The sequence below is a fragment of the Flavihumibacter fluminis genome, assembly GCF_021491375.1.
Taxonomy (GTDB): Bacteria; Bacteroidota; Bacteroidia; order Chitinophagales; family Chitinophagaceae; genus Flavihumibacter; species Flavihumibacter fluminis.
On the sequence record NZ_JAKEVY010000003.1, the window covers coordinates 1 to 23,907 of the forward strand.

At 45.8% G+C, this 23,907-nt stretch carries 15 protein-coding genes; 10 read left to right on the forward strand and 5 right to left on the reverse strand.

Annotated elements, in window-relative coordinates; all coding sequences use genetic code 11:
* Positions 1 to 158: 158 nt before the first annotated feature.
* Positions 159 to 2,597 (reverse strand): TonB-dependent receptor, encoded by a 2,439-nt coding sequence (locus tag L0U88_RS11135; RefSeq protein WP_234866134.1) that lies wholly within the window; start codon positions 2,595 to 2,597, stop codon positions 159 to 161.
* A gap of 148 nt (positions 2,598 to 2,745) precedes the next feature.
* On the opposite strand from L0U88_RS11135, the gene L0U88_RS11140 reads away from it, so the two are divergent.
* Positions 2,746 to 3,684, forward strand: coding sequence for a hypothetical protein (locus L0U88_RS11140; protein ID WP_234866135.1), 939 nt, complete (start codon positions 2,746 to 2,748; stop codon positions 3,682 to 3,684).
* Positions 3,685 to 3,688: 4 nt separating this feature from the next.
* Here L0U88_RS11140 and L0U88_RS11145 read toward each other — a convergent pair whose 3' ends face one another.
* Positions 3,689 to 5,626 (reverse strand): TonB-dependent receptor plug domain-containing protein, encoded by a 1,938-nt coding sequence (locus L0U88_RS11145; RefSeq protein ID WP_234866136.1) that lies wholly within the window; start codon positions 5,624 to 5,626, stop codon positions 3,689 to 3,691.
* A 69-nt stretch (positions 5,627 to 5,695) separates the two neighbouring features.
* On the opposite strand from L0U88_RS11145, the gene L0U88_RS11150 reads away from it, so the two are divergent.
* Together L0U88_RS11150 and L0U88_RS11155 are read left to right on the forward strand one after the other, a co-directional pair.
* Positions 5,696 to 7,198 (forward strand): aminotransferase-like domain-containing protein, encoded by a 1,503-nt coding sequence (locus L0U88_RS11150; protein WP_234866137.1) that lies wholly within the window; start codon positions 5,696 to 5,698, stop codon positions 7,196 to 7,198.
* Complete coding sequence (locus L0U88_RS11155; protein WP_234866138.1) at positions 7,191 to 7,565, forward strand: hypothetical protein; 375 nt, start codon at positions 7,191 to 7,193, stop codon at positions 7,563 to 7,565. The genes L0U88_RS11150 and L0U88_RS11155 overlap by 8 nt, the downstream gene beginning before the upstream one ends.
* Before the next feature lie 215 nt (positions 7,566 to 7,780).
* On the opposite strand, the gene L0U88_RS11160 is transcribed toward L0U88_RS11155, so the two are convergent.
* Entirely contained in the window at positions 7,781 to 10,639 is a 2,859-nt protein-coding gene (locus L0U88_RS11160; protein WP_234866139.1) for a ligand-binding sensor domain-containing protein, read from the reverse strand.
* Positions 10,640 to 10,814: 175 nt separating this feature from the next.
* Here L0U88_RS11160 and L0U88_RS11165 point away from each other — a divergent pair, with 175 nt between their 5' ends.
* From L0U88_RS11165 to L0U88_RS11195, 7 genes are all read left to right on the forward strand, one after another.
* Positions 10,815 to 13,910: a SusC/RagA family TonB-linked outer membrane protein gene (locus L0U88_RS11165; RefSeq protein ID WP_234866140.1), complete on the forward strand. Its 3,096-nt coding sequence runs from the start codon at positions 10,815 to 10,817 to the stop codon at positions 13,908 to 13,910.
* A gap of 16 nt (positions 13,911 to 13,926) precedes the next feature.
* On the forward strand, positions 13,927 to 15,423 hold the full coding sequence (locus tag L0U88_RS11170; protein ID WP_234866141.1) for a RagB/SusD family nutrient uptake outer membrane protein: 1,497 nt from the start codon (positions 13,927 to 13,929) through the stop codon (positions 15,421 to 15,423).
* Positions 15,424 to 15,446: 23 nt separating this feature from the next.
* Positions 15,447 to 17,519 (forward strand): hypothetical protein, encoded by a 2,073-nt coding sequence (locus L0U88_RS11175; protein ID WP_234866142.1) that lies wholly within the window; start codon positions 15,447 to 15,449, stop codon positions 17,517 to 17,519.
* A gap of 5 nt (positions 17,520 to 17,524) precedes the next feature.
* Positions 17,525 to 18,433, forward strand: a complete 909-nt coding sequence (locus tag L0U88_RS11180) for a PKD domain-containing protein (RefSeq protein WP_234866143.1) — start codon at positions 17,525 to 17,527, stop codon at positions 18,431 to 18,433.
* Between the two features lie 4 nt (positions 18,434 to 18,437).
* Positions 18,438 to 19,484: a family 16 glycosylhydrolase gene (locus L0U88_RS11185; protein WP_234866144.1), complete on the forward strand. Its 1,047-nt coding sequence runs from the start codon at positions 18,438 to 18,440 to the stop codon at positions 19,482 to 19,484.
* 144 nt (positions 19,485 to 19,628) lie between these two features.
* Entirely contained in the window at positions 19,629 to 20,072 is a 444-nt protein-coding gene (locus tag L0U88_RS11190) for an Hsp20/alpha crystallin family protein (RefSeq protein ID WP_234866145.1), read from the forward strand.
* A gap of 91 nt (positions 20,073 to 20,163) precedes the next feature.
* Positions 20,164 to 20,424: a hypothetical protein gene (locus L0U88_RS11195; RefSeq protein WP_234866146.1), complete on the forward strand. Its 261-nt coding sequence runs from the start codon at positions 20,164 to 20,166 to the stop codon at positions 20,422 to 20,424.
* A gap of 85 nt (positions 20,425 to 20,509) precedes the next feature.
* On the opposite strand, the gene trxA is transcribed toward L0U88_RS11195, so the two are convergent.
* Both trxA and L0U88_RS11205 read right to left on the reverse strand, forming a co-directional pair.
* Positions 20,510 to 20,875, reverse strand: coding sequence for a thioredoxin (gene trxA, locus L0U88_RS11200; protein WP_234866147.1), 366 nt, complete (start codon positions 20,873 to 20,875; stop codon positions 20,510 to 20,512).
* A 55-nt stretch (positions 20,876 to 20,930) separates the two neighbouring features.
* Entirely contained in the window at positions 20,931 to 23,843 is a 2,913-nt protein-coding gene (locus L0U88_RS11205) for a DEAD/DEAH box helicase (protein WP_234866148.1), read from the reverse strand.
* Between the last annotated feature and the right edge of the window lie 64 nt (positions 23,844 to 23,907).

Below are 23,907 nucleotides of genomic sequence, written 5' to 3' on the forward strand. Positions count from 1 at the left end.
ACTTTGCCGCCAGCTTCCTTCAGATTCTACCTCGCGATAGACACCCTTGCTCTTGGCTAATGGTTGGCGATTACATACCCCCATAACGGACTTGCACCGTCGAGTCTGACGCCATGCATGGCGCACAAAAAAGAGCCGGCTAAACACCGGCTCTTTTTTTATCCACTTACCCGATCCGCTTCATCCACTTTATTCATGCGGCGGGGTGTTGCTTTAGTTTGCTTGCCGAATCGCCAGGTGAACGCCAGATTAATCACACGTGTATCCCGTTGTAAACGAAAATACTCAGTAGCCTGGTTGAAAATGGTAAACCCTTCCATATCCTGTGTATAGAAAATATCACGCGCCGTTAGTTTCAGACTACCCTTATTCTTTAGTACCTGTTTAGAAAAACCGATCCCTACTTGTCCGGTTGGCTCCACTAATTCCTGAATATCTGCCTGGCTGCGACTGATCCAGAACCCTGAAGCTTCCATTGCCCAGCCCTTGCCGAGTTTAATCAGATTGTTGATTGAAATACTTACTTGTGTGATGCTTGCTTCCAATGGCTTCCAGACAAACCCTTTCAACTTCTTATGCTGAAGATCAACTTGTGAACTGAAATTCCAGAACGGCAACAATTGCTCACTGAAAGAAACCGAGAGACCAAGAATTTTTCTTCTTCCAAGATTGCCTTCGGAATAATAAAACGTGCCAGTACTATCAGATAAAAAGATTTGTGAAAAATAATCACGGGTATCACTATACGAAATACTTGTACTCAACAGGTTTTTATAACGATGCGATAGCTCAACTGTATAGGTGAACTGCGGCTTCATTAACGGGTTTCCTTTCTGATACGTGTATTTGTTAATGATGAATACAAACGGATTGAGTCGCTGATATGGTGGCCGGTCAATCCGTTTATTCATCGTTAAGCTGAGTTCATTAAGGGAATCAAGTTCAACACTTGCCTGCAGACTCGGAAACAAACTTCCATATTGATTGGAAAAAGCAGAATCCTTTATAACGGTATTGCCTAATTGATGCGCATCATAAGAGGTGTGTTCATACCGGAGACCCACCTGGTACCACCAGCGATTGATCTTTCTCTCCAGGCTTGCATAAGCTGCGCGTATCTGTTCATCATAGAGGAATTGGTTGCTTTTGCCAAGATCCTCTTCCCAGCCACCACCTTTATTAATTGTGTAAGCAGCTTTGTTGTTCGTGGAAGTAGCAGCCCATTTTACTCCTGTTTCAAGTTTGTACTGTTTCGGAAGTTGTAACTGGTGATCCGCCTTGAAGGACAAGATCCTGATCTTGCTGGGTAATTCTCCCAGGAAGGATTCTGTATAAGGGTTATTATCACTCCGGATGTTCTGAAAACCCTGGCCGCCTTCGATCTGGTAACCCAGCCAGTCGAGATCTGCAGTAAGTTCCTGTTTGCCAGAAAACTGGTGGCGGAGGTTTACATTGACAGAAGCATTTTTCCAATCCGTACTGTTGGAGTTGCTGGTTCGTATCAGTGAATCTGGCTGGCTGTTGACTGATTTCCAACTCGCTTCACCTCTGCCCGTACCGGTTCGGTCGATTTTTGTTCCGGCCAATGCGATACCAAGCGATGTTTTTTTATTCAGGGTATAATCCAGCCCGGTTCTAAGCGTATGATTTTTTCCAGTCGACTGGATAAAAGTGGGTTGTTCCAGGGTAGATAAAAGGGTTTTATCATCATCCGCATAATAACTGCGGAATGCGTACATATCCAGCAGATTCTGGTTAATGGTCATGCTGTAATTAGCATACAAATTGACTTTTCCGCTGTAGTAATTGAGCGAAAGGGCATTATTCGATTTTGGATAAATCCCCTGGGCACCCGATAAACTCAGGTTGCCGTTGAAACCGCGCTGCCGGTTTTTCTTCAATCGGATATTGATGATTCCACCGTTTCCGGCCGCATCATATCTGGCAGGCGGATTGTCGATAAGTTCAATTGTTTCAATGTCATTACTACTCATTCCCTGGAGCAGAGCGTTCAATTCGGGGCCTGTAAGATAACTTGGTTTGTTATCAATCATCACCAGCACCTGGTCGCGGCCTTTCAAGCTGATATTGCCATCCTTATCGAGTGTAATGCCGGGTGAACGTTCGAGTACTTCCAATGCAGTAGTGCCAGCATTATTGATACTGGCATCCACACGGATTACGGTACGGTCAGAAAGGAACTGAACCGGAGGTTTTTTGGCCGTGACAGTAACAGTGCTTAACTGCCGGGAGGCATGGAGTATAATAGTAAGTATCCGTGGGGCAGTATTTGTGTTGGTGGCAGAAATGATAAGGTCCTGGCAGGCGGGTTCATAGTCAACGCGACTAACACAAAGCAGGTAATCTCCGGGTTTAAGATCCGGAAGGGCGAGATTTCCGGTAGAATCGCTGACCGTGCTGAACACTCTGGTGGAATCAGCCTTTTGCAGAATACGAACACTGACAAAATCGAGCGGTTCTTTCTTTTCATTGAAAACAGTTACCTGGATAGGGGGATGGTCATACACCTTTGTTCCGGCATGCGAAAACAATGAAAACAACAAAAAGAAAATGGTTAGCAATGATCCCGGTTTCATATACTATCAAAATTATTTGCTCCTGTCATTGCCAGCAGGAAAATTGGTTGAGCGGTATTTCAGGAGTCTGGCACCAGCAAGTAGTTCGGTAATACATATACCTGACAACAAAAAATTGCGTTATAAAGGGAACTAATTCCTCCGCACCATGATTAGATTAGCGCTATCCTGCAGCCTGCTCAGCCTGGTTTTCATGGCCTGCAGTTCCCGTAAAACGGTTACCACAACTACTTCAACAGAACCAAAGTATACTGTGCAATCCCTTGAATTACAGGATACTGCATCTTTATCAATGGTGGAGCAACCCCAGACTGAAAATGGCAGTTTTGTTTTAAAACCAGGATTGTATACCGCCGAGTTTAAATCCTATTGTTTGCAGCCCGGTACACCAGATCCAACACCCCGTGATGCCTACTTCCAGGCTCCACTGAATCATCCCCGGAAAGAAATTATCGAGACCATTTTAAAAAATTCACAAACCGCTAACGATCTTGATCAGAGGAATATTCAGCTTTTGTTATGGGGTGTGATGAGCAGAACCGAATTCAGCAAACTACCCTCGCCCGTGCAATACACCGGTCGAAGATTACTCAATTCCAAGCAGATCTTTGAACTGAATGGTGGCGTAATGGGGATTGTAAAAACGGTTGCAGCAGTTATGCCCTCAGGTGGAACACTCGGAGACATTCAGGACATTTTCAATACTGGTGTGAATTCTTATGAGGCTTATGAGCGCATTGCGGTACCCCGCACACTTTCACAGATGCGCAATCCAGAATTCAAGCTGAACCAATGGTATCGTCATACCGAAGGATATTATGTTCGTTATTATCCTGATGGGTATAAAAAAACCACCATACAGGTATATGTTCCTGAAACGACGCAGGATGGAGAAAACCTGATCAATTATATCTTATTTGATCCAACCAGCATTTCCATCGCTCCGGCCAATACCAACGCACAAAGGCTGGGAATTGGTGCTCCGGTGGTGATTGACATTATCCGGACCGTTATCAAAGTTATCGATCTGGATAAGCCAACCCGACCTGCAAAAAAAGAAGCTCCCAAACATCCGAAGGATGCTTAGTGGATCAGAGTCTGAAACTGAGCCCACCCATTACCCAACGACCAGGCATAACCGAACCTAACAAATCCTGGTAAGAAACATCCAGTACATTATCCACCTGGATGAACAACCGAAGTTGCTGTTTCCAAACTGCAGCCTGGAGCTTCGCGTTCAGCAGGAAATAATCCCGGTTTAATACCGATCCGATTGCAGGAGCCTCCTGAGCCAGCCGGTATTTATACAAGGCGCCCAAACTCATTGAAAATCTTCCCACCCGGTACTGCGCATTGAGGTTCATGAGCCAACGCGCATGCGAAGACAAATAAAGTGAAGGGGTGGATTCATTGCTCCGGGATTCAATCCAGGTAAGCCCGGCATTCACCCAGAGCTCCTGGCGTTCACTGATCCGTTGCTGAAATTGTCCATCCAATTCCACCCCTTTGGTATTCACACGGGCAATATTTTTAGCCAAAGCATAGGAACCGGTTGGGGATAGATTTTCCTTGCGCGGCATCTCCGCATAGGGCGTATTTGTCCAGTCAATCAGCTGTTCATGAAACCGCTGAAAATAAGTAGCTGCAAGTTTGAAGCGACTGTTCAGATAATAATCCGCACCGAATTCATAACTCCAGGAGCGTTCCGGATTCAAGTCCGGATTACCAATCCGGCCACCGGTAACAAGGGCCCGGTTGTAATTATTAAAGCGTTCGGTAAAGTCGGCATCACGAATCGTTTTACCCCCGCTGCCGCGTAATTGCCAGTTCCCGCTGTGATAAGATATATTTAATTGCGGAATCAGTTCCGCGTCAGAGCGTTCATTCCATTCCAGTCGCAGTGCCGGACTTACCGTCCATTTTTCCCCTAACTGCTGGTTCAATACAACAAAGGCCCCACTCTGTAATACCGTATGATTACCCCTGTCATTTGAAGCGATTTTTTTACTGATAAATTGCCAGCCAACTGTAAGTTCTGTCTTTTCCGTAAAGCGGATCTCATCCCGCACCTGTGCCTGTACCAGTTCGCTCACACTTCGGTTTGCCATCGAACTTTTATTAAAAGCGAATTGATCCACCAGGTGTTTATAACCGAGGTCGAGCACCAGGCGATCCCGCTTACCCACACGCTGCGCCTGAACCTGTGTCCACCAGCTTTTGATTTTTTCAGTTGCCGTATCCGATGCAAAAGTGGTATAGAAGTTTTGCGCACCAAAATCACGATGATCAAAAGCCGCTCTGGCACTGATTTTCCACTGGTCATTCAACCACTGGCTGGCAGAGATGGAAACAGTATTGTTATGAAAAAAACCTCTTGTTCCCCTTTGCGGTTGTCCATCTGCGTTATTTGATAACAATCCGGCGCTGAAAGCCGTCCGACCCTTTCGTACAAACGCACCCGCCTGCACCGATCCATAACGGTATTCACCAATGGCAGCCTGTGCCTGTACTGCAAGGGTATCTGCTCCGTCAGCCCTGCTTGCATAGGTTTTTGTGATGATATGAATTACCCCACCCACCGCTTCCGCTCCATAAATCGCGGAGCCAGCTCCTTTTAAAATCTCAATACGGTCGATTTCCGCTGGAGCAAGAGGGATATAACCGGAAAAATGCCCGGTATTGGGATCGTTCAACCGAACCCCATCCAGCAATACCAGCACCTGTTGAAAACTCCCGCCTCTCAGAACGATATCACCCTGGCTGCCTGCCGGTCCGCGCATCTGCATTTCCACGCCGGGCAAAAAGCGTAACAATTCATCAACTGATTGAACCGGCAATTCCAGGAAGCGATCGCCTTTTATTACAAATACATTCCTGCCGGTACGGGAAGTCTGAATCGGGTTTACAGAAGCCGTTACCGTTACGGGATCCAGATCCGATCGTTTATTCTGACTATAAGTTTCTGAAAATAAACCCGTTACCAATGAGATTAAACCTGTCGCTTTAATGAATACGTTCCTGGAAACCATAGCTTTATTTCAATTTGCGGCCAAAACTAGTACCTTGCCGGTCTACATACATGTACCAGTTTTAAGATAATGGCTAGTCCGGTTAGTATACCATTTGAATCCATCATTCAGTTGGACCGATCCTCAGGCACTCCGGTTTACCTGCAGATTGCACACCAGGTGATCAATGCCATTCAGCGCCGGTACCTGCCTGCCGGTACCCGTTTACCTGGTACCCGGATCCTCGCAAAAGCTTTACAGGTGCATCGCAATACGATCATTATGGCCTGCCAGGAACTGGATGCCCAGGGTTGGTTGGAAATTCATCCTAACAAAGGCAGTTTTATAATCGGAAAAGCTGACCCCAGGCCGGCAAAGTTCCAGGCCGGGCAAACGGTTCAATTGATTGAATACCCATCGGTTACCGGCTTTCAATTTAAAAAATCCAGCCTGCTGGATAACCCTATTGGATACAGCAAAGCCCGGCTCCACCTAAATGATGGTTTGCCGGATTACCGGCTAACACCGCTGGATCAGTTGAGCAGGTATTACAACACCAGCCTGAAACGCAAAATCAACCGGCGACACCTGGGATACCAGCAAGCCGAAAGCAATCTGTATTTCCGCAGGCAACTAGCGAATTTCCTGAATCTGACACGCGGACTTCATGTTTCACCAGACAATATCCTGCTTACCCGGGGAACGGAAATGAGCCTTTTCATAACAGCAAATTTGCTGCTTCAGCCCGGTGACACCGTAGTAGTTGGGACCCCCAGTTACTTCATCATGAACATGATCTTTCAACAGGCGGGCGCACACATCAAAACTGTACCGGTAGATGGAGAGGGAATTGATGTAGAAGCAGTCAGAAAACTTTGCGAAAAGCAAGCGGTTCGATTACTTTATATTACTCCACATCATCACTATCCAACGACGGTAACCTTAAGTGCTGGCAGGCGATTAGACCTCTTGAAGTTATCTGCCGAGTTTGGATTCATCATCCTGGAAGATGATTTTGATTACGATTTTCATTACGATAAAAGCCCCGTTTTACCCCTTGCAAGTGCTGATACCAGTGGTATGGTAGTCTATTGCGGAAGCTTTGGAAAATCGCTGGCTCCCGGTTTCCGGACAGGCTTTGTGGTTGCTCCGGAAAATCTGATTGTTGAACTGCAAAAGCACCTGCAGGTACTGGATCGCCAGGGTGATCCGCTATTGGAGCAGGTATTGGGGGAACTTATTGAAGAGGGGGAGATGCATCGTTTATTGAAGAAATCGCTTCAGGTATATGGAGCACGGAGAAAGAATATGGTTGAATTGCTGAACGAATACTTTAGCGACCAACTTCAGTTTGAACATCCGAATGGCGGACTCGCATTTTGGCTGGAATGGAAAAAAGAACTGAATCTGGCGAAGTTCAGCAAAGCCTGTGAAGCAAAAGACGTATTCATTCCCCGAACCCTGCTGTATCAGCAAAAAAACCTGACAGCTATGCGGATGGGCTTTGGACATTTGGATGAAAGCGAAATGGAACAGGTTATCAGCATTATGCGGGAGGTTTTGACAAACATCACAATTCAACAAAATGAATGACCCCAAAAAACTGTTTTTGATCGATGGGATGGGCGCAATTGGAACAGCCAGCTTATTATTACTGTTACCTGTATTATTTCCTGGCATATTTGGATTGCCGGATCCTTACACCAAACTGCTTGGAGGGATCGCTATATGCTTTGCCATTTACTCGTTGTACAATTATGTATGGTTCAATCCTGCTAAATGGAAGCCTTTACTTAAGGTCATCTCCATTGCGAATGCTGTATATTGTGTCATCAGTCTGGGAATTCTGCTTTTGCATTACCAACAGATAACAACAATTGGGTGGCTTTATTTTATGGGTGAAATAGCAATCATAATGCTGCTGGTTTCATGGGAGATGAAAGTCAGTTCCCCATCCTGAAATCTGGTTTGCCCTGGTACTGGCAGATAGTCTGATTCTGGTGTTATGGGTACACGACTTAATAAGACTAAAAAAAATCCACCCGGTTTCACTTTATATTGGTTCATTAATCATTCTGGAACAATGCATCGAAGTATGGGCTTTCGACCGGCCGTTATGGAGGAACATTGCAAAGGAAGTTTATAGCTGGATGCTTGCATAGTAAGCATCGCTAACTAGGTCAATTCCGCAAAAAACTCAACAAAGGATTTCTCAGTCGGCAACTGTAATTTTTTACGCAACCGATACCGGGAGATTTCAACACCCCGAAGTGATATATTCATTAACTGTGCGATCTCCTTTGAAGACATATTCAATTGAAGGTAGGCGCAAAGCTTAAGGTCTGTACTTGTCAACTGTGGATAGAGCCCTTTGATTTTTTTCAGAAAATCATTGTTGATCTCATCAAACCGCACCGCAAACCTATCCCAGTTTTCATTGTTTCGCTCAATATCATTCACCAGTTGTAATGCTTTCTTCAAACTTGCATCCTGTTCACTCGATTTATAGAGTTTCTGCAATTCCTCTTTCACCCGGGCCAACGCATCGGTTCGTTCCACCAGGTGCAGGGCTGCATCTGCCAGTTCCTTATTCTTGTACTTTACCTCATTCTCCAGTTTTTCCTTTTGCAACTGGATGATCGCTTTTTCATTTTGCTCAATCTCCAGCTGATGCAGGATTTCCAATTGCCGCTGCTGTTCTTCAAATTTTAACTGCTGTTGCCTTAATTTATTCCGCTGCCAGCGAATCAATGCCAACACCAGCAACACAATTAGTCCCGCATATAACAGGTAAGCATAAATGCTTTTGTACCAGGGCGGCAATACAGTAAACCGATACGCTACCGGCTCCGATTCACGACCCAGGTTGGTTCTTGCCTTTACTTTGAATACATAACTTCCACTCGTCAGATTGGTATAATCTTTCTCCGTTCTTACCGACCATTCGCTCCAGTCTGCATCAAACCCTTCCAGTTTATAACTGTATTCAATGGTATTGGATAAGCCGTAATAAGGCGCGCTGAATTCAAACCGGAATGCGCTGAAATGACTGTTCAGGTTTGGTGCTTCCCAGTTTCCAAATCCGCCATAGAGGATACTATCCCTGTTACCTAATGCACTCACCTGGCCTAATTGTACAGTTAAGGGGACCCGGTTCGCCTGGTACTTTTCCAGATTCAGATGTATTAATCCTTTCTCAGAAGCAATGAATACATTCCGCGGATCATAAGTATATACCTGTTCAAAACCGGATAATATCTGTCCTGTCAGTTCCGGAAAATACACAGGCTCCAAAAACCCTCCTCCATCCTCCTTCAACAATACACCCATTCGTTTCCCGCTAACAAACCAGATATTGCCCTGAATATCATCCTTCAGATACCTAATTTCCATTTCTCCCAAAACATTTCCTAAAAAAGCGGATTTCACGAACCTTCCGCTGGTTGCATCAAATTCATATACCCCTTTCTCGGTTGCAAATACAACCCTGTTCTGAACCCTGAAAACATGATTACCCAAATCTGATGGCAAACCGTCTTTCGCTGTATACAACCTGGCATCATAACGGGTACGGTCACCTGATAATTCGATTTTGTAAATACCCCGGTAGGGATGAGAAGCCCAGATTGTTCCGTCATTATCTATGGTCAGGAAACGAAGTGATTCATATAAACCGGAGAGGTTGCCTTCGTTTTTGAATTGTCCATCTTTATAGGTCAATCGCTTCAAACCGGTATAATTTCCAACCAGGATTTCGCTGGAAGGAAGCACGGGCGACAAGGGTTGAAAAATCCAGGCAGGTTCCGATGCTATCTTTTCTGCCTGCTGTGGTGTTAATCGGTATGTCCCGCTATTATGCGCCATCAGCACCTGCTGATTTACTTCATCCAATCGCCATACCTGCCCCGAACTTCCAGGAATCAACCGAAATTCTCCCCTGGAAAAACTCAGATCCTGCCTGGATGTGTCCAGGTTTACCACGTATGCGCCATCCGAACTACCGAGATACAATCGACTGTCCAGTATTCTCGCCCCGAATCCCGAAAGTTCATTCTCTACATTTGGATGAATGTATTTCACTGCCGCATTGTAAGCAATGAAACTGATTCCGTTGTTCAAACCAGTCCACAGATTGCCATCGCGATCAATCAAAGCACATAATATATTATTATTCTGCAGGCCTTCCTTTCGTCCTAACTGCTGGATGATCCGACCTTTATAATCCAGTACAAAAGCCCCGGATGAATTCGTGCCAACCATAAACTCCTGCTGGTTCAGTGCGGAAACTGCATTTACATCCGATGGAAAGAAGCTTTTGGGAAATGCGGTGGCAGTATGAATCGAATCACGCACCAGCCAATACCCCCCCTCCCGAACAGTCAGCATCAGAATGGAATCTGCTCCAGCCTGGAGCATGCCATTAATAGGCTTTAATTGGACCAATTGATTTCCCTTAACAGGCTGCCATTGATCCTCCCGCCATTCAAACAACCCGTGTACCACATCCTGCGCAAATAAGCGGGTGCCCATTTTTTTCAACCAAACCCATTCCGATTGCGCTTTGAATACCCTGGCTTTACCATTCTGCCATTCGATGATCCGGTCAAGGGCCCGGAAAAATACCGCCGACCCCCAAATTTCGATGTCCCAGATATCTGCAAAAGTTCGCTGATCAGCGGGTAATTCTGCCAGCAAGGAATGGTATGCCAGTTGTCCCCCTTTACCCGGACTAAAATACCCCAACTCTCCCTGACCACCCACATACACCTTGTTTTCATCTAGGGCCAGGGATCGTAATATGGTTTTATTAGGGAGCGCATAATCCTTCCAGAACCTGCCATCAAAAGTTAGCAGACCCTCATTGTTGGCAAAATAGATACGCCCGGCTGAATCCTGCCGGATATCCCAGGTTTGGGCACCTCCACGAAAATCTGTCTTGGTATAATTGATGATCCTGGGCAGGCCGATCGTATTCTGCGACCATGCTTTCGCCGTGAAAAACAATCCCAGTAACCACCAACATTTTTTCATCATATAAACATACAAAATTGAATTGATGTAGTGATGATGTAGTCGATTTACATTGATTATCAATCAACTGATCATGATTGATGTAGTCGTGTTGTAGAGGTTTGCTTGTCTGCGGCGATTTGTCTGTATAGATTTAACCTCCCGCATTTAACGGGCATTAATTAAAATTAGCTTGCATATGAAAAAAGTGCTGCGACGAGTATTGCTACTCTGGGTCGGGCTGCTGCTGGCAGTTATCGGCTTCTCTCAAACCAAACCCGTAACCGGACGGGTAACTGATGACAAAGGAAATCCGGTTCCCAATGCTTCTGTCCTGGTGAAAGGTAGTACCCAGGGAACAAGCACCGATGAAAACGGGAATTTCTCCCTGGAAGTACCTGCTTCCGCATCAGCCCTCACTGTTTCCTCTTTAAACTTTACTGAACAGGAAGTTCGGATTACCGGCTCGATACTTAGCATCACACTGATGCCCCAGTCTGGCCAGATGGACGAGGTAGTAGTGGTGGGTTATGGAACCCAGAAAGTGACCAAGATTTCCGGTGCCATTGCCACTGTAAAAGAAAAGGAAATAGAAAAGCTGCGGCCTGTTCGGGCTGAAGATGCGATTCAGGGTCGGGCATCCGGGGTTACTGTAATCTCTCCGGGTACTCCTGGCGCCAAACCTACAGTGCTGATCCGCGGTATTCCCTCCTATACCGGTACTGATCCGGTGGTAATTGTGGACGGATCCATCCAGACCCTGGACGATCTGAACTCTATTCCACCTGCCGACATTGAATCCATTAACGTACTGAAAGATGCCGCAACCACTTCCATCTATGGTGTGAAGGGTGGTAACGGGGTGATCCTGGTAACCACCAAATCAGGGCGCCAGAACCAGAAAACGGAGTTTGCCTACAATGGAAACTACGGTATCCAGGAGGTATTCAGTAAAATCGGGGTACTCAACGCTACCGAATACGGAGCCATCGTAAATGAAGGTTCAGTAGCCAGTGGCGGTGATCTCATCTTCCCCGACCTGAGTGTACTTGGAAAAGGAACGGACTGGCAGGACCAGATCTTCAAAAGAGCACCTATTCAGTCGCACACGCTGACTGCCCGCGGAGGTTCCGAAAAGCTGACCTATTTTCTCTCCGGTTCTTTCCTGAACCAGGATGGTATCGTAGGTGGCGGCGATAAATCTTTTTTCAGAAGGATCAACGCCACTTCCAATATTACCTACAACCTGAGCTCCAAACTGAAGTTCACAGCTAACACCAGTTTCGTGAACATTCGTGGTTCCGGAGTTCCTGAAAACTCCATTAACGGGGTGATCTCAAACGCGCTGAACTTTGATCCCACTACACCGATCTTCAATACGAATCCGAATGTGTATGGGCGATATGCCACCAGCCCGAATATTCTCTCCGAGATCTTCAACCCTCTGACACAGTTGGCAGACACGTATAATAAGTCCAACACAAACAAACTCTACGGTAAACTGGAATTGACATATTCTCCGATTAAAAACCTGAACCTGACTTCCCGTTACGGTTATACCTATACCAATGTGGTGGGTAAGAACTTCTTCCCGCTTGCATTTTATGGAGCAGGTCATATCAATTCTACGCTCAATGCGGATGGCACACCCAGACCCGGAGCACATAACAGCGTATCAGAGTACAAAAACACCTATTACAATTATACCTGGGAAAATTTCGCCAGTTATAATTTCCGCCTGAACGATGTACACAATTTTGACGCGGTGGTCGGTATGTCCGTAGCTAAAGTAACCGGAAACGGGCTGGACGCTTCCCGTCAGGATGTGCCCTTTAACTCCTGGGAGTTTGCAGACATTTCTTCCGCAACCGGACAGGCAGTTAACAATGGCCTTGGAGCAGGTAGCTTCCAGTATGAGCGCCGTAACCTTTCCTATTTCGGAAGACTCAACTACGATTACGATAACAAATACCTGGTAAGCTTTACAGCCCGCCGTGATGGATCGTATGCATTTGGTCCGGCGAATAAATTCGCAAATTTCTATGCAGGATCACTCGGATGGGTGGTTAGCAATGAAGAGTTCTTCAATAGCAACCTTATCAATCACCTGAAGATCCGCGGAAGTTATGGTGTTACCGGAAACGAAAATGTTAGCCCACAATTCCAGCGAATCTCCAACGTCGTTTACTCCTACGGGTTAGGTCAGAATGCCGGTTACACATTTGGTGAGAATGCCACATCTATTGGTGCAACTATCGCCTCTTTCCGCAATGATGCCCTGGGTTGGGAAAAACAGGTTCAGCAGAACTACGGATTTGATATCGCCATCCTGAATAACAAACTGAGCTTATCAGCCGATTATTATCAGAAAAACATCAGTGGCCTGCTCTTCAACCCAACACTTTCACTTTACCTGGGAACAGCTGCTCTGCCAACTGCGAATATTGGAACAACCCGCACCAATGGGATAGACCTGAACCTGAATTATAATGAGACCATTGGTAAGAATTTCAAGATCAACACCTATGTCAATTTCACCACTGCCAAAAATGAAGTGACCGAAACCAATAATGGCCTGATCGCTGGCGGTAACTATGGAATTCCGGGACAGCAGGTTACACGTTTCGAGAAAGGATTTACTCCTGGTTATTTCTTTGGATATAAAACAGATGGCCTGTTCCAGAACCAGGCTGAAGTGGATGCACATTCTGCACAGCCGGGTGCACAGCCAGGTGATATCCGTTTTATGGATATGAATAAGGATGGTCAGATCAATGCCGATGACCGTACACAGATTGGCGACCCTTTCCCTGATTTCACCATGGGTTGGGGACTGAATCTCGAATACAAGGGATTTGATTTCACCACATTCGTTTATGCTTCCGTAGGAAATGATATTTATCGCGCTTATGAGCGTAACCTGGCTATGACCAACAAATTCCGCGGTGTGCTGGGTCGCTGGACCGGAGAAGGTACTACTAATGATGCCCGTTATCCCCGTTATTCATTTGTGGATGGCAATAACAATACCCGCGCATCCGACCGCTATGTGGAAGATGGTTCTTTTATCAAGATCAAGGATCTGCAACTGGGTTATACTATCAACAGCAACTGGATGAAGCGTATCAAAGTGAACCGCATCAGGGTATATGCGCAAATTAAAAACGCGCTGACGTTCACAAAGTATTCCGGATATGATCCTGAAATTTCAGGAGGAATTTTTGATACAGGTATAGATCGCGGTGTGTACCCACAGGCGCGTACCTGGTCTGCCGGTATTGATGTAAAATTCTAACCACAAACAGAGCACAATGAAAAATCGTTTATACATAGCAGTTGGTCTGGCCCTGATGGCTGCCACAACTTCCTGCACCAAGTTTATTGACTATAGTCCGAAAGAGGATTATCAGATCACCGCCGATGATTATTTTAAAACGGCAGATGATTATCAGAAAATGCTGGTAGGTGTTTACTCTCCTATGCAGTGGCTTTGGGCAGTTCCCATTATTGGTGATGTAGCCTCTGACAACTCCGTTTCAGGAGGTGAAAACGCCACCGATGTATTGGGATTACAGCAAATGGATGATTACACTACCATTCCTGTTAACAGTTACCTCACAGAAATCTGGAGAACCTGTTATGAGGGTATCAACCGGGCCAATTACCTGGAAGAAAATAAAAGCAAACTGGAGTTCGCAGCAAAGGAGCAGGTGTATGCGCAGGCTTATTTCCTGCGTGCCTATTATTATTTTGAATTGGTGCGTTTCTTTGGAGATGTGCCCCTGTTTACCGAACGTCGTTTAGGCGTTGGTGATAGCAAGTCACTTGGTCGCACACCTAAAGCAGAAGTATATGCGCAAATCGAAACGGATCTGCGTGCTGCAATTGCTTCTCTTCCTACAACAGTAAATGAACCCGGACGTGCTACTAAATATGCGGCACAGGCCTTGTTGGGTAAAGTACTCTTATACCAGGGAAGTTCAAACCCTGCAAAGTTTGATGAAGCGGCTACCGTACTGGAGGAAGTGATCAATGGTCCCTTCAGCCTGGTTCCCAATTTCGGAAACATCTTCCTGGCCAGCGGCGAAAACGGTCCGGAGTCAGTGTTTGAAATCCAGTACAGCAATAACAATCCCTTTTACGATTGGAGTAATCCGGGTCGCGGACAGGGTAATTTCGCTGTACAGCACCATGGCGTACGTAACCTGACCGGAGGCAGTCCCTATGCCCAGGGATGGAGTGTAAACCTGCCAACACAGGAACTGGCAAATGCATTTGATGCAGATGATACCCGTAAGAATGTAACCATTCTGGATATCGAAGCCTATAGTGCTGCCAACCCTCAGTTCAATATCACCTACCTGGTAGCGCCTTATAAAAACACCGGTTTGTACAACCATAAATATCATCCGCGCAAGGGTGAAACATCCGGACAGATAGAGTTGAACTATCTGAACAACAACCGGGTGATTCGTTTTGCAGATGTATTACTAATGGCGGCTGAGGCCAATAACCGGAAAGCATCTCCCAACACTGCCAAAGCTCAGGATTACCTGAACCGTGTAAGGCAACGCGCATTTGGCGACAATGATCACAACATCACAGCAACCGGAGCTGCACTGACTGAGGCCATCTGGAATGAGCGCAGGCTGGAACTGGCCATGGAAGGCGATCGTTTCTTTGACCTCGTACGCACGGGCAGAGCAGCGCAGGAAATCACCGGATTTGTAACCGGCAAACACGAGGTTTTCCCTATACCACAGGAAGAAGTGGATGTATCTGAATTACCTCAGAACCCCGGTTATTAATTGATCATCCAAAAAATTGAAACATGAAACGAATACTCATACTTGGACTTTCCTTAGGGCTGCTCTGGAGTGGCTGTAAGAAAGAAAGTTTCGACGATATTGCTTTCGCAGAGGGAGCAGCCGCGCCGGACAAACTAAGCGCGATGTTTGATATCACACAGGACAATACCGGTAAGGTGAGCATTTATCCAAACGGAGAAGGCATGGCTTATTACCTGGTACATTTCGGAGATGGTACACAGCAGCCACAGCGGGTTAGTCCCGGTAGAAAAGTGGAACACGTGTACGCAGAAGGAAATTACAACGTCCGTATACTGGGCATTGGTGTGAATGGTTTGACCACAGAGGTAACCCAGCCACTGACAGTTAGCTTCAAAGCTCCTGAAAACCTGGATTTTACGGCCACCATTGACCCTTCCAATCCATTTAAGGTGAACGTTAGCGCAAGTGCTGACTATGAAACCGTATTCCGTGTTTATTTCGGGGAAGAGGAAGATGAAGAACCGGTATCATTACTCGAAGGAGGAACTGCCAGTTATACATATGCTCAAACCGGCACGTATACAATCCGGGTAGTAGCGCTGAGTGGCGGACAGGCAAGCACTGAACTAAGCAAAGAGATCACCATTGTGAATCCTTTGCTGCTGCCGCTGGATTTTGAGAACAGCACACTCAATTACGAATGGATCAATTTCGGCGGAGGTGTGGTAACACTGATTGATAACCCCCATGTAAACCCGGGTAATCCTTCCACCAAAGTTGGACAAATGATCAAATATGCTCCGGAGCCCTGGGGTGGCTCCGTAATTACGCTGAGTCAGCCGATTGATTTCAGTGCCAACAAGATCTTCCGGATGAAAGTCTATTCTCCAAGAGCTGGTGCAACTGTACTGCTTAAAGTGGAAAACATTTCAGATGGCGGAATTTTCTATGAATTACAACAACCTGTAACTAAGGCTAATGAATGGGAAGACCTGGTATTTGATTTCAGCGCTATTAATACATCGAATAGTTACCAGAAGGTTGTATTGATATTTGATCTTGGAACCCCGGGTGATGGATCAGCGAATTTCACCTTCCTGTTTGATGATATCCGCCTGGTGAACAGCCTGCCGCCAACAGCTGCACCCATCTCACTGCCGGTAACATTCGACCTGGATAATGTGGACTACACCGTAACTGACTTTGGCGGGAACAGCAGCGAAGACGCAATTGATCCAACCAATGCATCAAATAATGTGAAGAAAACAACTAAAGGAAATGGTGCTGAAGTATGGGCCGGTACCACCATTGGAACGCCAACAGGTTTTCCTCAGAAAATTCCCTTTACCGCAACTGCCACCAAAATGAGTGTGCGGGTGTATTCACCTGCAGCCGGCATTCCGGTGCTGCTGAAAGTAGAGGACCATACAGACGGAGGCATTTTTGTTGAAAAATTAGCCACCACCACTGTTGCAAATGCATGGGAAACCCTGGAGTTTGATTTTAACACCGGTACACCTGCATTGAACCTGAGCCGTAATTATGATAAGGTATCCATCTTCTTTGATTTTGGTACCAATGGCAATGGAAAAGTGTTCTATTGGGACGATGTACAGATGGTTGGAGCCGGTGGTGGCAATGATGTATTGGCCCTGCCGTTGAGCTTTGAGTCTTCAACATTGACCTACGATTTTGTGAATTTTGATGGCGGCCAGGTAACCATTATTGATAACCCTGTTAGTGGAGGCACAAATACCAGCAGCAAAGTTGCCCGGATGGTAAAAAATCCTGGCCAGCCCTGGGGTGGTTCATTTATTTCCCTTGCTGCCCCGATTGATTTCTCTGTAAAGAAAACCTTTACCATGAAAGTATATTCTCCGCGGGTAGGCGCTAAAGTTTTACTCAAGGTGGAAAACCAGAATGATGGAGGTATTGCATTTGAAAAAGAACTGAGCACTACAAAAGCCGGCGAATGGGAAACACTCAGCTTCGACTATTCAGCCATCAATACGGCCAACAGCTATCAGAAAGTGGTGCTGATTTTTGACCTGGGTACTCCCGGTGACGGTTCAGCGAATTTTACCTGGTATTTTGATGACATCACATTAAACTAACAATTATGACTATTCGAAAATACATCACAGGTATAGTACTGGTTGGAGTTCTTGGAACCGGTATTGTAGCCTGTCAGAAAGAAGAATATTCCTTTGGAGAAATCAAGACTCCATCCGAACTGGCACTTGATATCGTGGTGGAAGGTGCTGATGCTTCCAATCCTGAAGGAAACGGATCCGGCTATGTACAAATAGAAGCCAATGCCACCAATGCGATCACCTATAAGATTGATTTTGGAGACGGTATTACACGTATGGTTCCTGGTGGAACTGTTCGCTATCGCTATGGCACTCCTGGTACTCAGGAATATGTTGTTACTGTAAATGCCATTGGTACTGCCGGTGTGGTTTCAACCATTAGCAAAAAAGTTGCAGTGAATGTAATTTTTGAAATCCCTGCTGCGATCCTTTCATCACTTACAGGAAATGGCAGCAAAGTTTGGGTAACAGATAACCAGGCCGCGGGACATATTGGTGTTGGTCCGGCGGATGCATTTGAACCCATCTGGTACCAGGCGTCTCCCGATGAGAAAGCCTTTACCGGTTGTTTCTATGATGACGAGATCACATTTAGCCGGGATGCAAATAACCGGGTAAGCATGTCTGTAGACAATAAGGGAGCAAGTCTGATTCAGGGAGCTTCCGTTGGATCTTATGGATTCAGTGGTCCGGAAGATTGTTATCCTCTTGATGTAAGCGGAGTAAAAGCGCTGACATTCAGTGATGCTACCTCAGGAGCCCCTGCTTCCGTATCTACCCGGATTCAGTTTTCCGTACCCGGCAATGGCGCCATCAATTTTGCAACAGGGGCCAATGTCTATGAAATCCTTTCTATTACGGAGAATACCATACACCTGCGCAATATCGGTGTGGATGGTAATGCCTGGTATCAAAAATTAAAAGTAAAACCTTAACAAGATGCGAATCATTATGAACATACTATTAATAGCAAGCTATTTATTGGCAGCAACCAGTTGCTCCAAAGAGAAAGAATCTGAACCTTCTAATGGAGCACCTACCCAGTTGGTTATTTCAGCGGACGTTGCAGCTGATGGCAGCGGACTGGTAACATTTAAAGCTACCGCCCGCAATGCGAGCTCCTATTTGTTTGAATTTGGAAACGGCGTATCTCAAACTGATGAGGATGGTGAATTGGAATACACCTATTCAACTGCAGGTAACAACCTTTATGTTGTTACCGTGAAAGCAAGTAACACAGCAGGAGATCTGACCAAGAGTACACAAATTCGTGTGAATGTAACTTCCAACGAACCGGGCTTAATCTGGAGTGACGAATTCAATTCGAATGGCGCACCTGATCCAACCAAATGGGGATATGATATCGGTACGGGTCAGAACGGATGGGGTAACCAGGAACTTCAGTATTATACCAATCGCGCAGAAAATGTGGTAGTGACTAATGGTGTATTGAGAATTACTGCCCGCAAAGAAGATTTCAATGGCAGTGCCTATACATCCGCCCGCTTGCTTTCAAAAGGTAAGTTCACCATGAAATATGGCCGTGTGGAAGTAAGTGCGAAAATGCCGGTGGGTGTTGGTACCTGGCCTGCGATCTGGATGCTGGGCGCGAATATCGACCAGGTTGGCTGGCCAGCCTGCGGCGAGATTGATATCATGGAGCACCTCGGCCGTGATCTGAATAATATCTATGCTACTTTCCATTACCCAGGTCGCTTTGGTGGAAATGCAGATGGTGGAACCCGCAGAATTCAAAACGCCACTACCGAGTTTCATAAATACAGCATGGAGTGGAGAGCAGATAAAATCCAGTTGTTTGTAGATGACCAACTGGTTCATTCCCTAAACAATTCAGCAGCTGTTCCCTTTAATCAGGATTTCTTCTTCATCATGAACGTAGCGATGGGAGGTAATTTTCCTGGTCCAGTTGAAGCTGGCTTCACCAGCTCTTCCATGGAAGTGGATTATATCCGTGTATATAAATAAGTTAGTTAAAAATAGTCAGACAGGTGTTAATCGACCTGTCTGACCCCTATCAGGGGACCTCCTGACGCTCCTCATTTTTTTCGGGTTTGTTTCTTCGGAAATTAGAAGTGTTAAATCACCACTAAAAAACATAAGGAGGTTGTTATGGCAAACAAACCCATGGTGCAAAAAGAAAGCACCCCTTCAATTTTTGAAGATTTCTTCAAACCCTGGAATGAATGGTTCGACAGTGGACATATCTGGAACCGAACCATGAAAGTACCCGCCGTCAACATTACCGACAATAAAGAAAACTACCTGATCTCTCTGGCAATACCTGGCATGGAGAAAAAAGACTTCAACATTGATATTGAAGGCAATATGCTTACAGTAAGTTGCGAGAAAGAAGAAACAAAAGAAGAGAAAGACAAAGCCTACTCCAGGAAAGAATATAATTACAATAGTTTCAGCAGAAGTTTTAATCTGCCTGAAGAAGTGATACAGGAACAGATTAATGCAGTTTACGACAACGGCATATTGAATATTACGCTACCTAAACAGCTTCTCCAGAAAAAAACAGGTAACGGTAAACACATAGAAGTCAAATAGTTAGGCTTTTTTAACATTTTTCTACCCGCCGGGGCATAGTTATTGAATCTGTATGAGTGAGAATAGCATTCATCACTAAAATGGACTAACTATGGCAAAGAAAATAAAACAAAAAGCATTGAATTTTGAAGTAGTAGTGAATGGTCAGCCACTGGAAGTAGTAGCAAAACCTTATACAGCCGCCAACGAATTACCCCGTTTTCGGGTAAGCATAAACGGTAGCCCGGTTCAGATATTCGGACTGGAACCCCAACTTAACAAAGTGGTGGTATTGGAAAAAGGAGCTGCAGAACATTCAGCACATGTTGAGCATGTGATCGGCGAGACACTGCTTCAGGCAATTGCTGCCTAACTACCCAAAAATCCGACGTTGTCGTCCTGATAGGTTGTGTGAAAAAAAGCCGCTTCATTTTCGAAGCGGCTTTTATTATTCAGAATTAACCCTGCTTAACGATTAGGTGATCATTTATGATTTGTTTCAAGGCCGCTTTGGGAAGCGCGCCAGGCTGCATCATCGGCTGAGATCCAACCGGAATAAACAGCAGTGTAGGAATACTCTGGATGCCAAATACAGCACTCAGCTCCTGTTCCGAATCGGTATCAACTTTATAGATCAGCAGTTTCCCTTCGTATTCTTTAGCCAGATCTTCCAGGATCGGGGCTACCATTTTACAGGGACCACACCAGTCTGCATAAAAATCTACAATTGCAGGCAGCGTACCACTATATGACCATTCAGTAGCGCCATCGTAATTGAAAACCTGCTCTTTAAACTGTTCCGTTGTTAATTTAATGGTTCCCATTTCAAAAATTTAAGGCAAAGTACCCAATCTTTCCGGAATCGGTGCGTGCCTTTTGTCACGAGAACAAATACTGAAGATCGTCTTCCGTCAGTTGTTTGATGAAGCTCTCATCATCGGGAACCAGGGTTTGTGACAGCGCACGCTTTCGCTCCTGCAGTTCAATGATTTTTTCTTCGATGGTGTCTTTACAGATCATCTGGTAAGCAAAAACATTTTTGGTTTGACCGATCCGGTAGGCCCTGTCAACCGCCTGCTGCTGAACGGCTGTATTCCACCAGGGATCTACCAGGAACACATAATCTGCGGCTGTCAAGGTCAAACCGGTATTGCCGGCTTTCAGACTGATCAGGAAAATATTCACTTCATTATCCGGAGCCTGAAATTGTTCTACCAGTTCGGCTCTTTTCGCCGGTGGCGTTTCACCATCAAAATGAAAATAAGCTAGTCCCGCTTGCTGGCAGGCTTTCCCAATCAGATGCAACATTCCCTTAAACTGTGAAAACACCAATACTTTATTGGAACGAAGCGTATGCTGTAACTCTTGCATCAGCACTTCGATTTTCACAGAGTCTGCCTGCACCAATCCGCTATCCTTTAACAATGCGGGTGCGGCACAAATCTGTCGCAGTTTCTGCATGCCCGCCAGAATGGAGAGTTTACTCTTTCCAATTCCTTCCTGCTGGATATTCAGGAAAATACTGTCGCGGATCTGGCTCTTTGTTTCTTCGTAAATCGTTTTCTGATCTGGCGACATCTCACACCACATCACCGATTCTGTTTTCGGCGGCAGATCGGTAGCCACTTGTTGTTTGGTTCTTCGTAACACAAACGGTGCTGTCAGTTGTTTTAATGCCTGCACTTTTTCTTCGTTACGCTCCCTGTCAATCGGATGCGCGTATTCCTTTCGGAAAAATTCAGGTTGACCAAATAAACCGGGAACCAGGAATTGAAGTTGCGCATACAAATCGAATGTGTTATTCATCACCGGGGTACCGCTCAAAGCTACCCGCGCTGTAGCTTTTAACTGATACACTGCTCGCGTAATTTGAGCCGACGGATTTTTGATCGTATGACTTTCATCCAGTACTACCGCATCCCAGTTCACTACCTGCAGGGTTTCAATATCAGAACGAAGGGTTCCATAACTCGTAATCAGCACCCTGGCACCAGAGGATCTAAATTCCTCCATATCCCGGGAAGACCCGTGATATACATAAGAGCGAAGAGTGGGTGCGAATTTTTCGAGTTCCATTCTCCAGTTGTGCATCAGGGTAGCCGGACAAACAATCAGGGACAACCGAAGATCAGTTCCTGCGGCTTCCTGCCGGTGTGCCAGGAAGCAAATGGTTTGAAGTGTTTTACCTAAACCCATATCATCTGCCAGGCAGGCGCCTGCATCAATCTCTGATAAGAGGCTGATCCATTCGAAGCCCTTTTGTTGGTAAGGCCTCAATACCGCTTTTACTATAGAAGGAACCGGAATCAGCGCCGTTTCAGCAGATTGCCAATGCAGCCATTTTTCCCACCATTCCCGGGCGATGGCTCTTCTTAAAGCATAAGATCCTTCAGTTGCTGCATCTCCTGTTGACTCACTCTCATGGCTATCCGAATTTTCTTCTTTCTTTAAGCCCAGCAATATCCATTGAGGAACGATTAACTCCGCACCTTTGATCTTTCCGTGTTTGATGATCGCGCTGTAACGCGATAACCATTCTTCGGTAAGTACTCCAATGGAGTGATCCTTTAGTAAAACTGATTTCACTCCTGCCAGTAATAACTTTTGCAATTCGGCTAATGGAATCGTTTCACCACCAAAGCGGAGTGAAAATTGAATGTGCAGGGAGCTGCCAATGGTTTTAATGATATCACATTGTGTTTCCGGAGGGAAGGGTGAATACCGGAAGGTGCGCAACAGCTCCATGCCCAGCAATTCCACATTCTCTTCCAGGAGCCTGTGATATACTTTGAGGAACCAGTGCTTTTTCTTCGCTTCTGCAAAAGGAAGATTGAATACACCGTTCAGTTGTTTGGCAAAATTCGGATGAAGGGATTGCAGTTTATCATGAAATGCCTGTTCTGCTGCCCGATTTCGCTTTACTACATATACCTGTCCATTTCGGTTAAACTCTTCCGTTAGTTTGAATTCACCTTCTACCCAAAATCCATCATAATTCCACCGGGGAGTCAGCATCAGGAAGCTGCCACTGATCTCACTCAGATAAATTGCATGGGTAGGTTCCACTTCCACGATATCCTTATTTAACACGGCTCCCATTTCAATGGTATAGTCCGGCTCCAGTCTTTTCAAAACATGTTCAGAAAATCCTGCGGGATCATCTGCATAAACCGCCGGATCATTTGCAGCCAACCACTGAAGGGTCTGGTAATCTGTCATACTCAACAGCCAGTAGCTGTTTTCCCTGAAAAGAAAAAAATATTCCCGCTGAAATTCACTCAGGAATTCAAATTCGGTTTCTACTTTCACCAGGGGGATCAGTTCGAGTCCGGCTTCCGTTTTATCCACCTTAAACCTCAGTTCAGGCGCCTGCCGCATCACTTTACAACTGATCGTAAGATGATTGCCGGTTTTGGGATTGATCGTCTGGTGATACCAGCTGAAATCAACTTCCTGCTCCAGTAATTGAAAAAATAGCTGGTGAACCTGCCGCACAAAAGAGCGATCAATATAAGCAGTAAGCGAAGTGCCTGCTTTTTGTTTGGCGTGCGTTCGGGTCAGTTGTTGAACCAGTTGGGTGAGTGCTTCATCCCCTAAAACAGCCAGGCATTCCTGTGCCTCCCTGGGCCAGGCAGGAAAGGCTTTACGAGCCACATCAGCATCCAGTGCTTCCCGCGCGAAATCCACGCCCCTGGCCTGTTTGGTGATATAAAAAGCTTCCACCGGCGACCAGCGCTGACGGAGGCGATTCGGTTTTAGAAAGAGGGCGGTTTGACGTTCCGGTTTACTCATAGAGCCGGCAAATATAAGGTCAACAAATGAACCGGGCAGAGCATCCCTTTCCGTACCTTTGCCC

Coding starts and splice junctions, on each gene's coding strand:
- L0U88_RS11135 (WP_234866134.1), bottom strand. CDS start 2,597: ATGAAACCGGGATCATTGCTAACCATTTTCTTTTTGTTGTTTTCATTG.
- L0U88_RS11140 (WP_234866135.1), top strand. CDS start 2,746: ATGATTAGATTAGCGCTATCCTGCAGCCTGCTCAGCCTGGTTTTCATG.
- L0U88_RS11145 (WP_234866136.1), bottom strand. CDS start 5,626: ATGGTTTCCAGGAACGTATTCATTAAAGCGACAGGTTTAATCTCATTG.
- L0U88_RS11150 (WP_234866137.1), top strand. CDS start 5,696: ATGGCTAGTCCGGTTAGTATACCATTTGAATCCATCATTCAGTTGGAC.
- L0U88_RS11155 (WP_234866138.1), top strand. CDS start 7,191: ATGAATGACCCCAAAAAACTGTTTTTGATCGATGGGATGGGCGCAATT.
- L0U88_RS11160 (WP_234866139.1), bottom strand. CDS start 10,639: ATGATGAAAAAATGTTGGTGGTTACTGGGATTGTTTTTCACGGCGAAA.
- L0U88_RS11165 (WP_234866140.1), top strand. CDS start 10,815: ATGAAAAAAGTGCTGCGACGAGTATTGCTACTCTGGGTCGGGCTGCTG.
- L0U88_RS11170 (WP_234866141.1), top strand. CDS start 13,927: ATGAAAAATCGTTTATACATAGCAGTTGGTCTGGCCCTGATGGCTGCC.
- L0U88_RS11175 (WP_234866142.1), top strand. CDS start 15,447: ATGAAACGAATACTCATACTTGGACTTTCCTTAGGGCTGCTCTGGAGT.
- L0U88_RS11180 (WP_234866143.1), top strand. CDS start 17,525: ATGACTATTCGAAAATACATCACAGGTATAGTACTGGTTGGAGTTCTT.
- L0U88_RS11185 (WP_234866144.1), top strand. CDS start 18,438: ATGCGAATCATTATGAACATACTATTAATAGCAAGCTATTTATTGGCA.
- L0U88_RS11190 (WP_234866145.1), top strand. CDS start 19,629: ATGGCAAACAAACCCATGGTGCAAAAAGAAAGCACCCCTTCAATTTTT.
- L0U88_RS11195 (WP_234866146.1), top strand. CDS start 20,164: ATGGCAAAGAAAATAAAACAAAAAGCATTGAATTTTGAAGTAGTAGTG.
- trxA (WP_234866147.1), bottom strand. CDS start 20,875: ATGGGAACCATTAAATTAACAACGGAACAGTTTAAAGAGCAGGTTTTC.
- L0U88_RS11205 (WP_234866148.1), bottom strand. CDS start 23,843: ATGAGTAAACCGGAACGTCAAACCGCCCTCTTTCTAAAACCGAATCGC.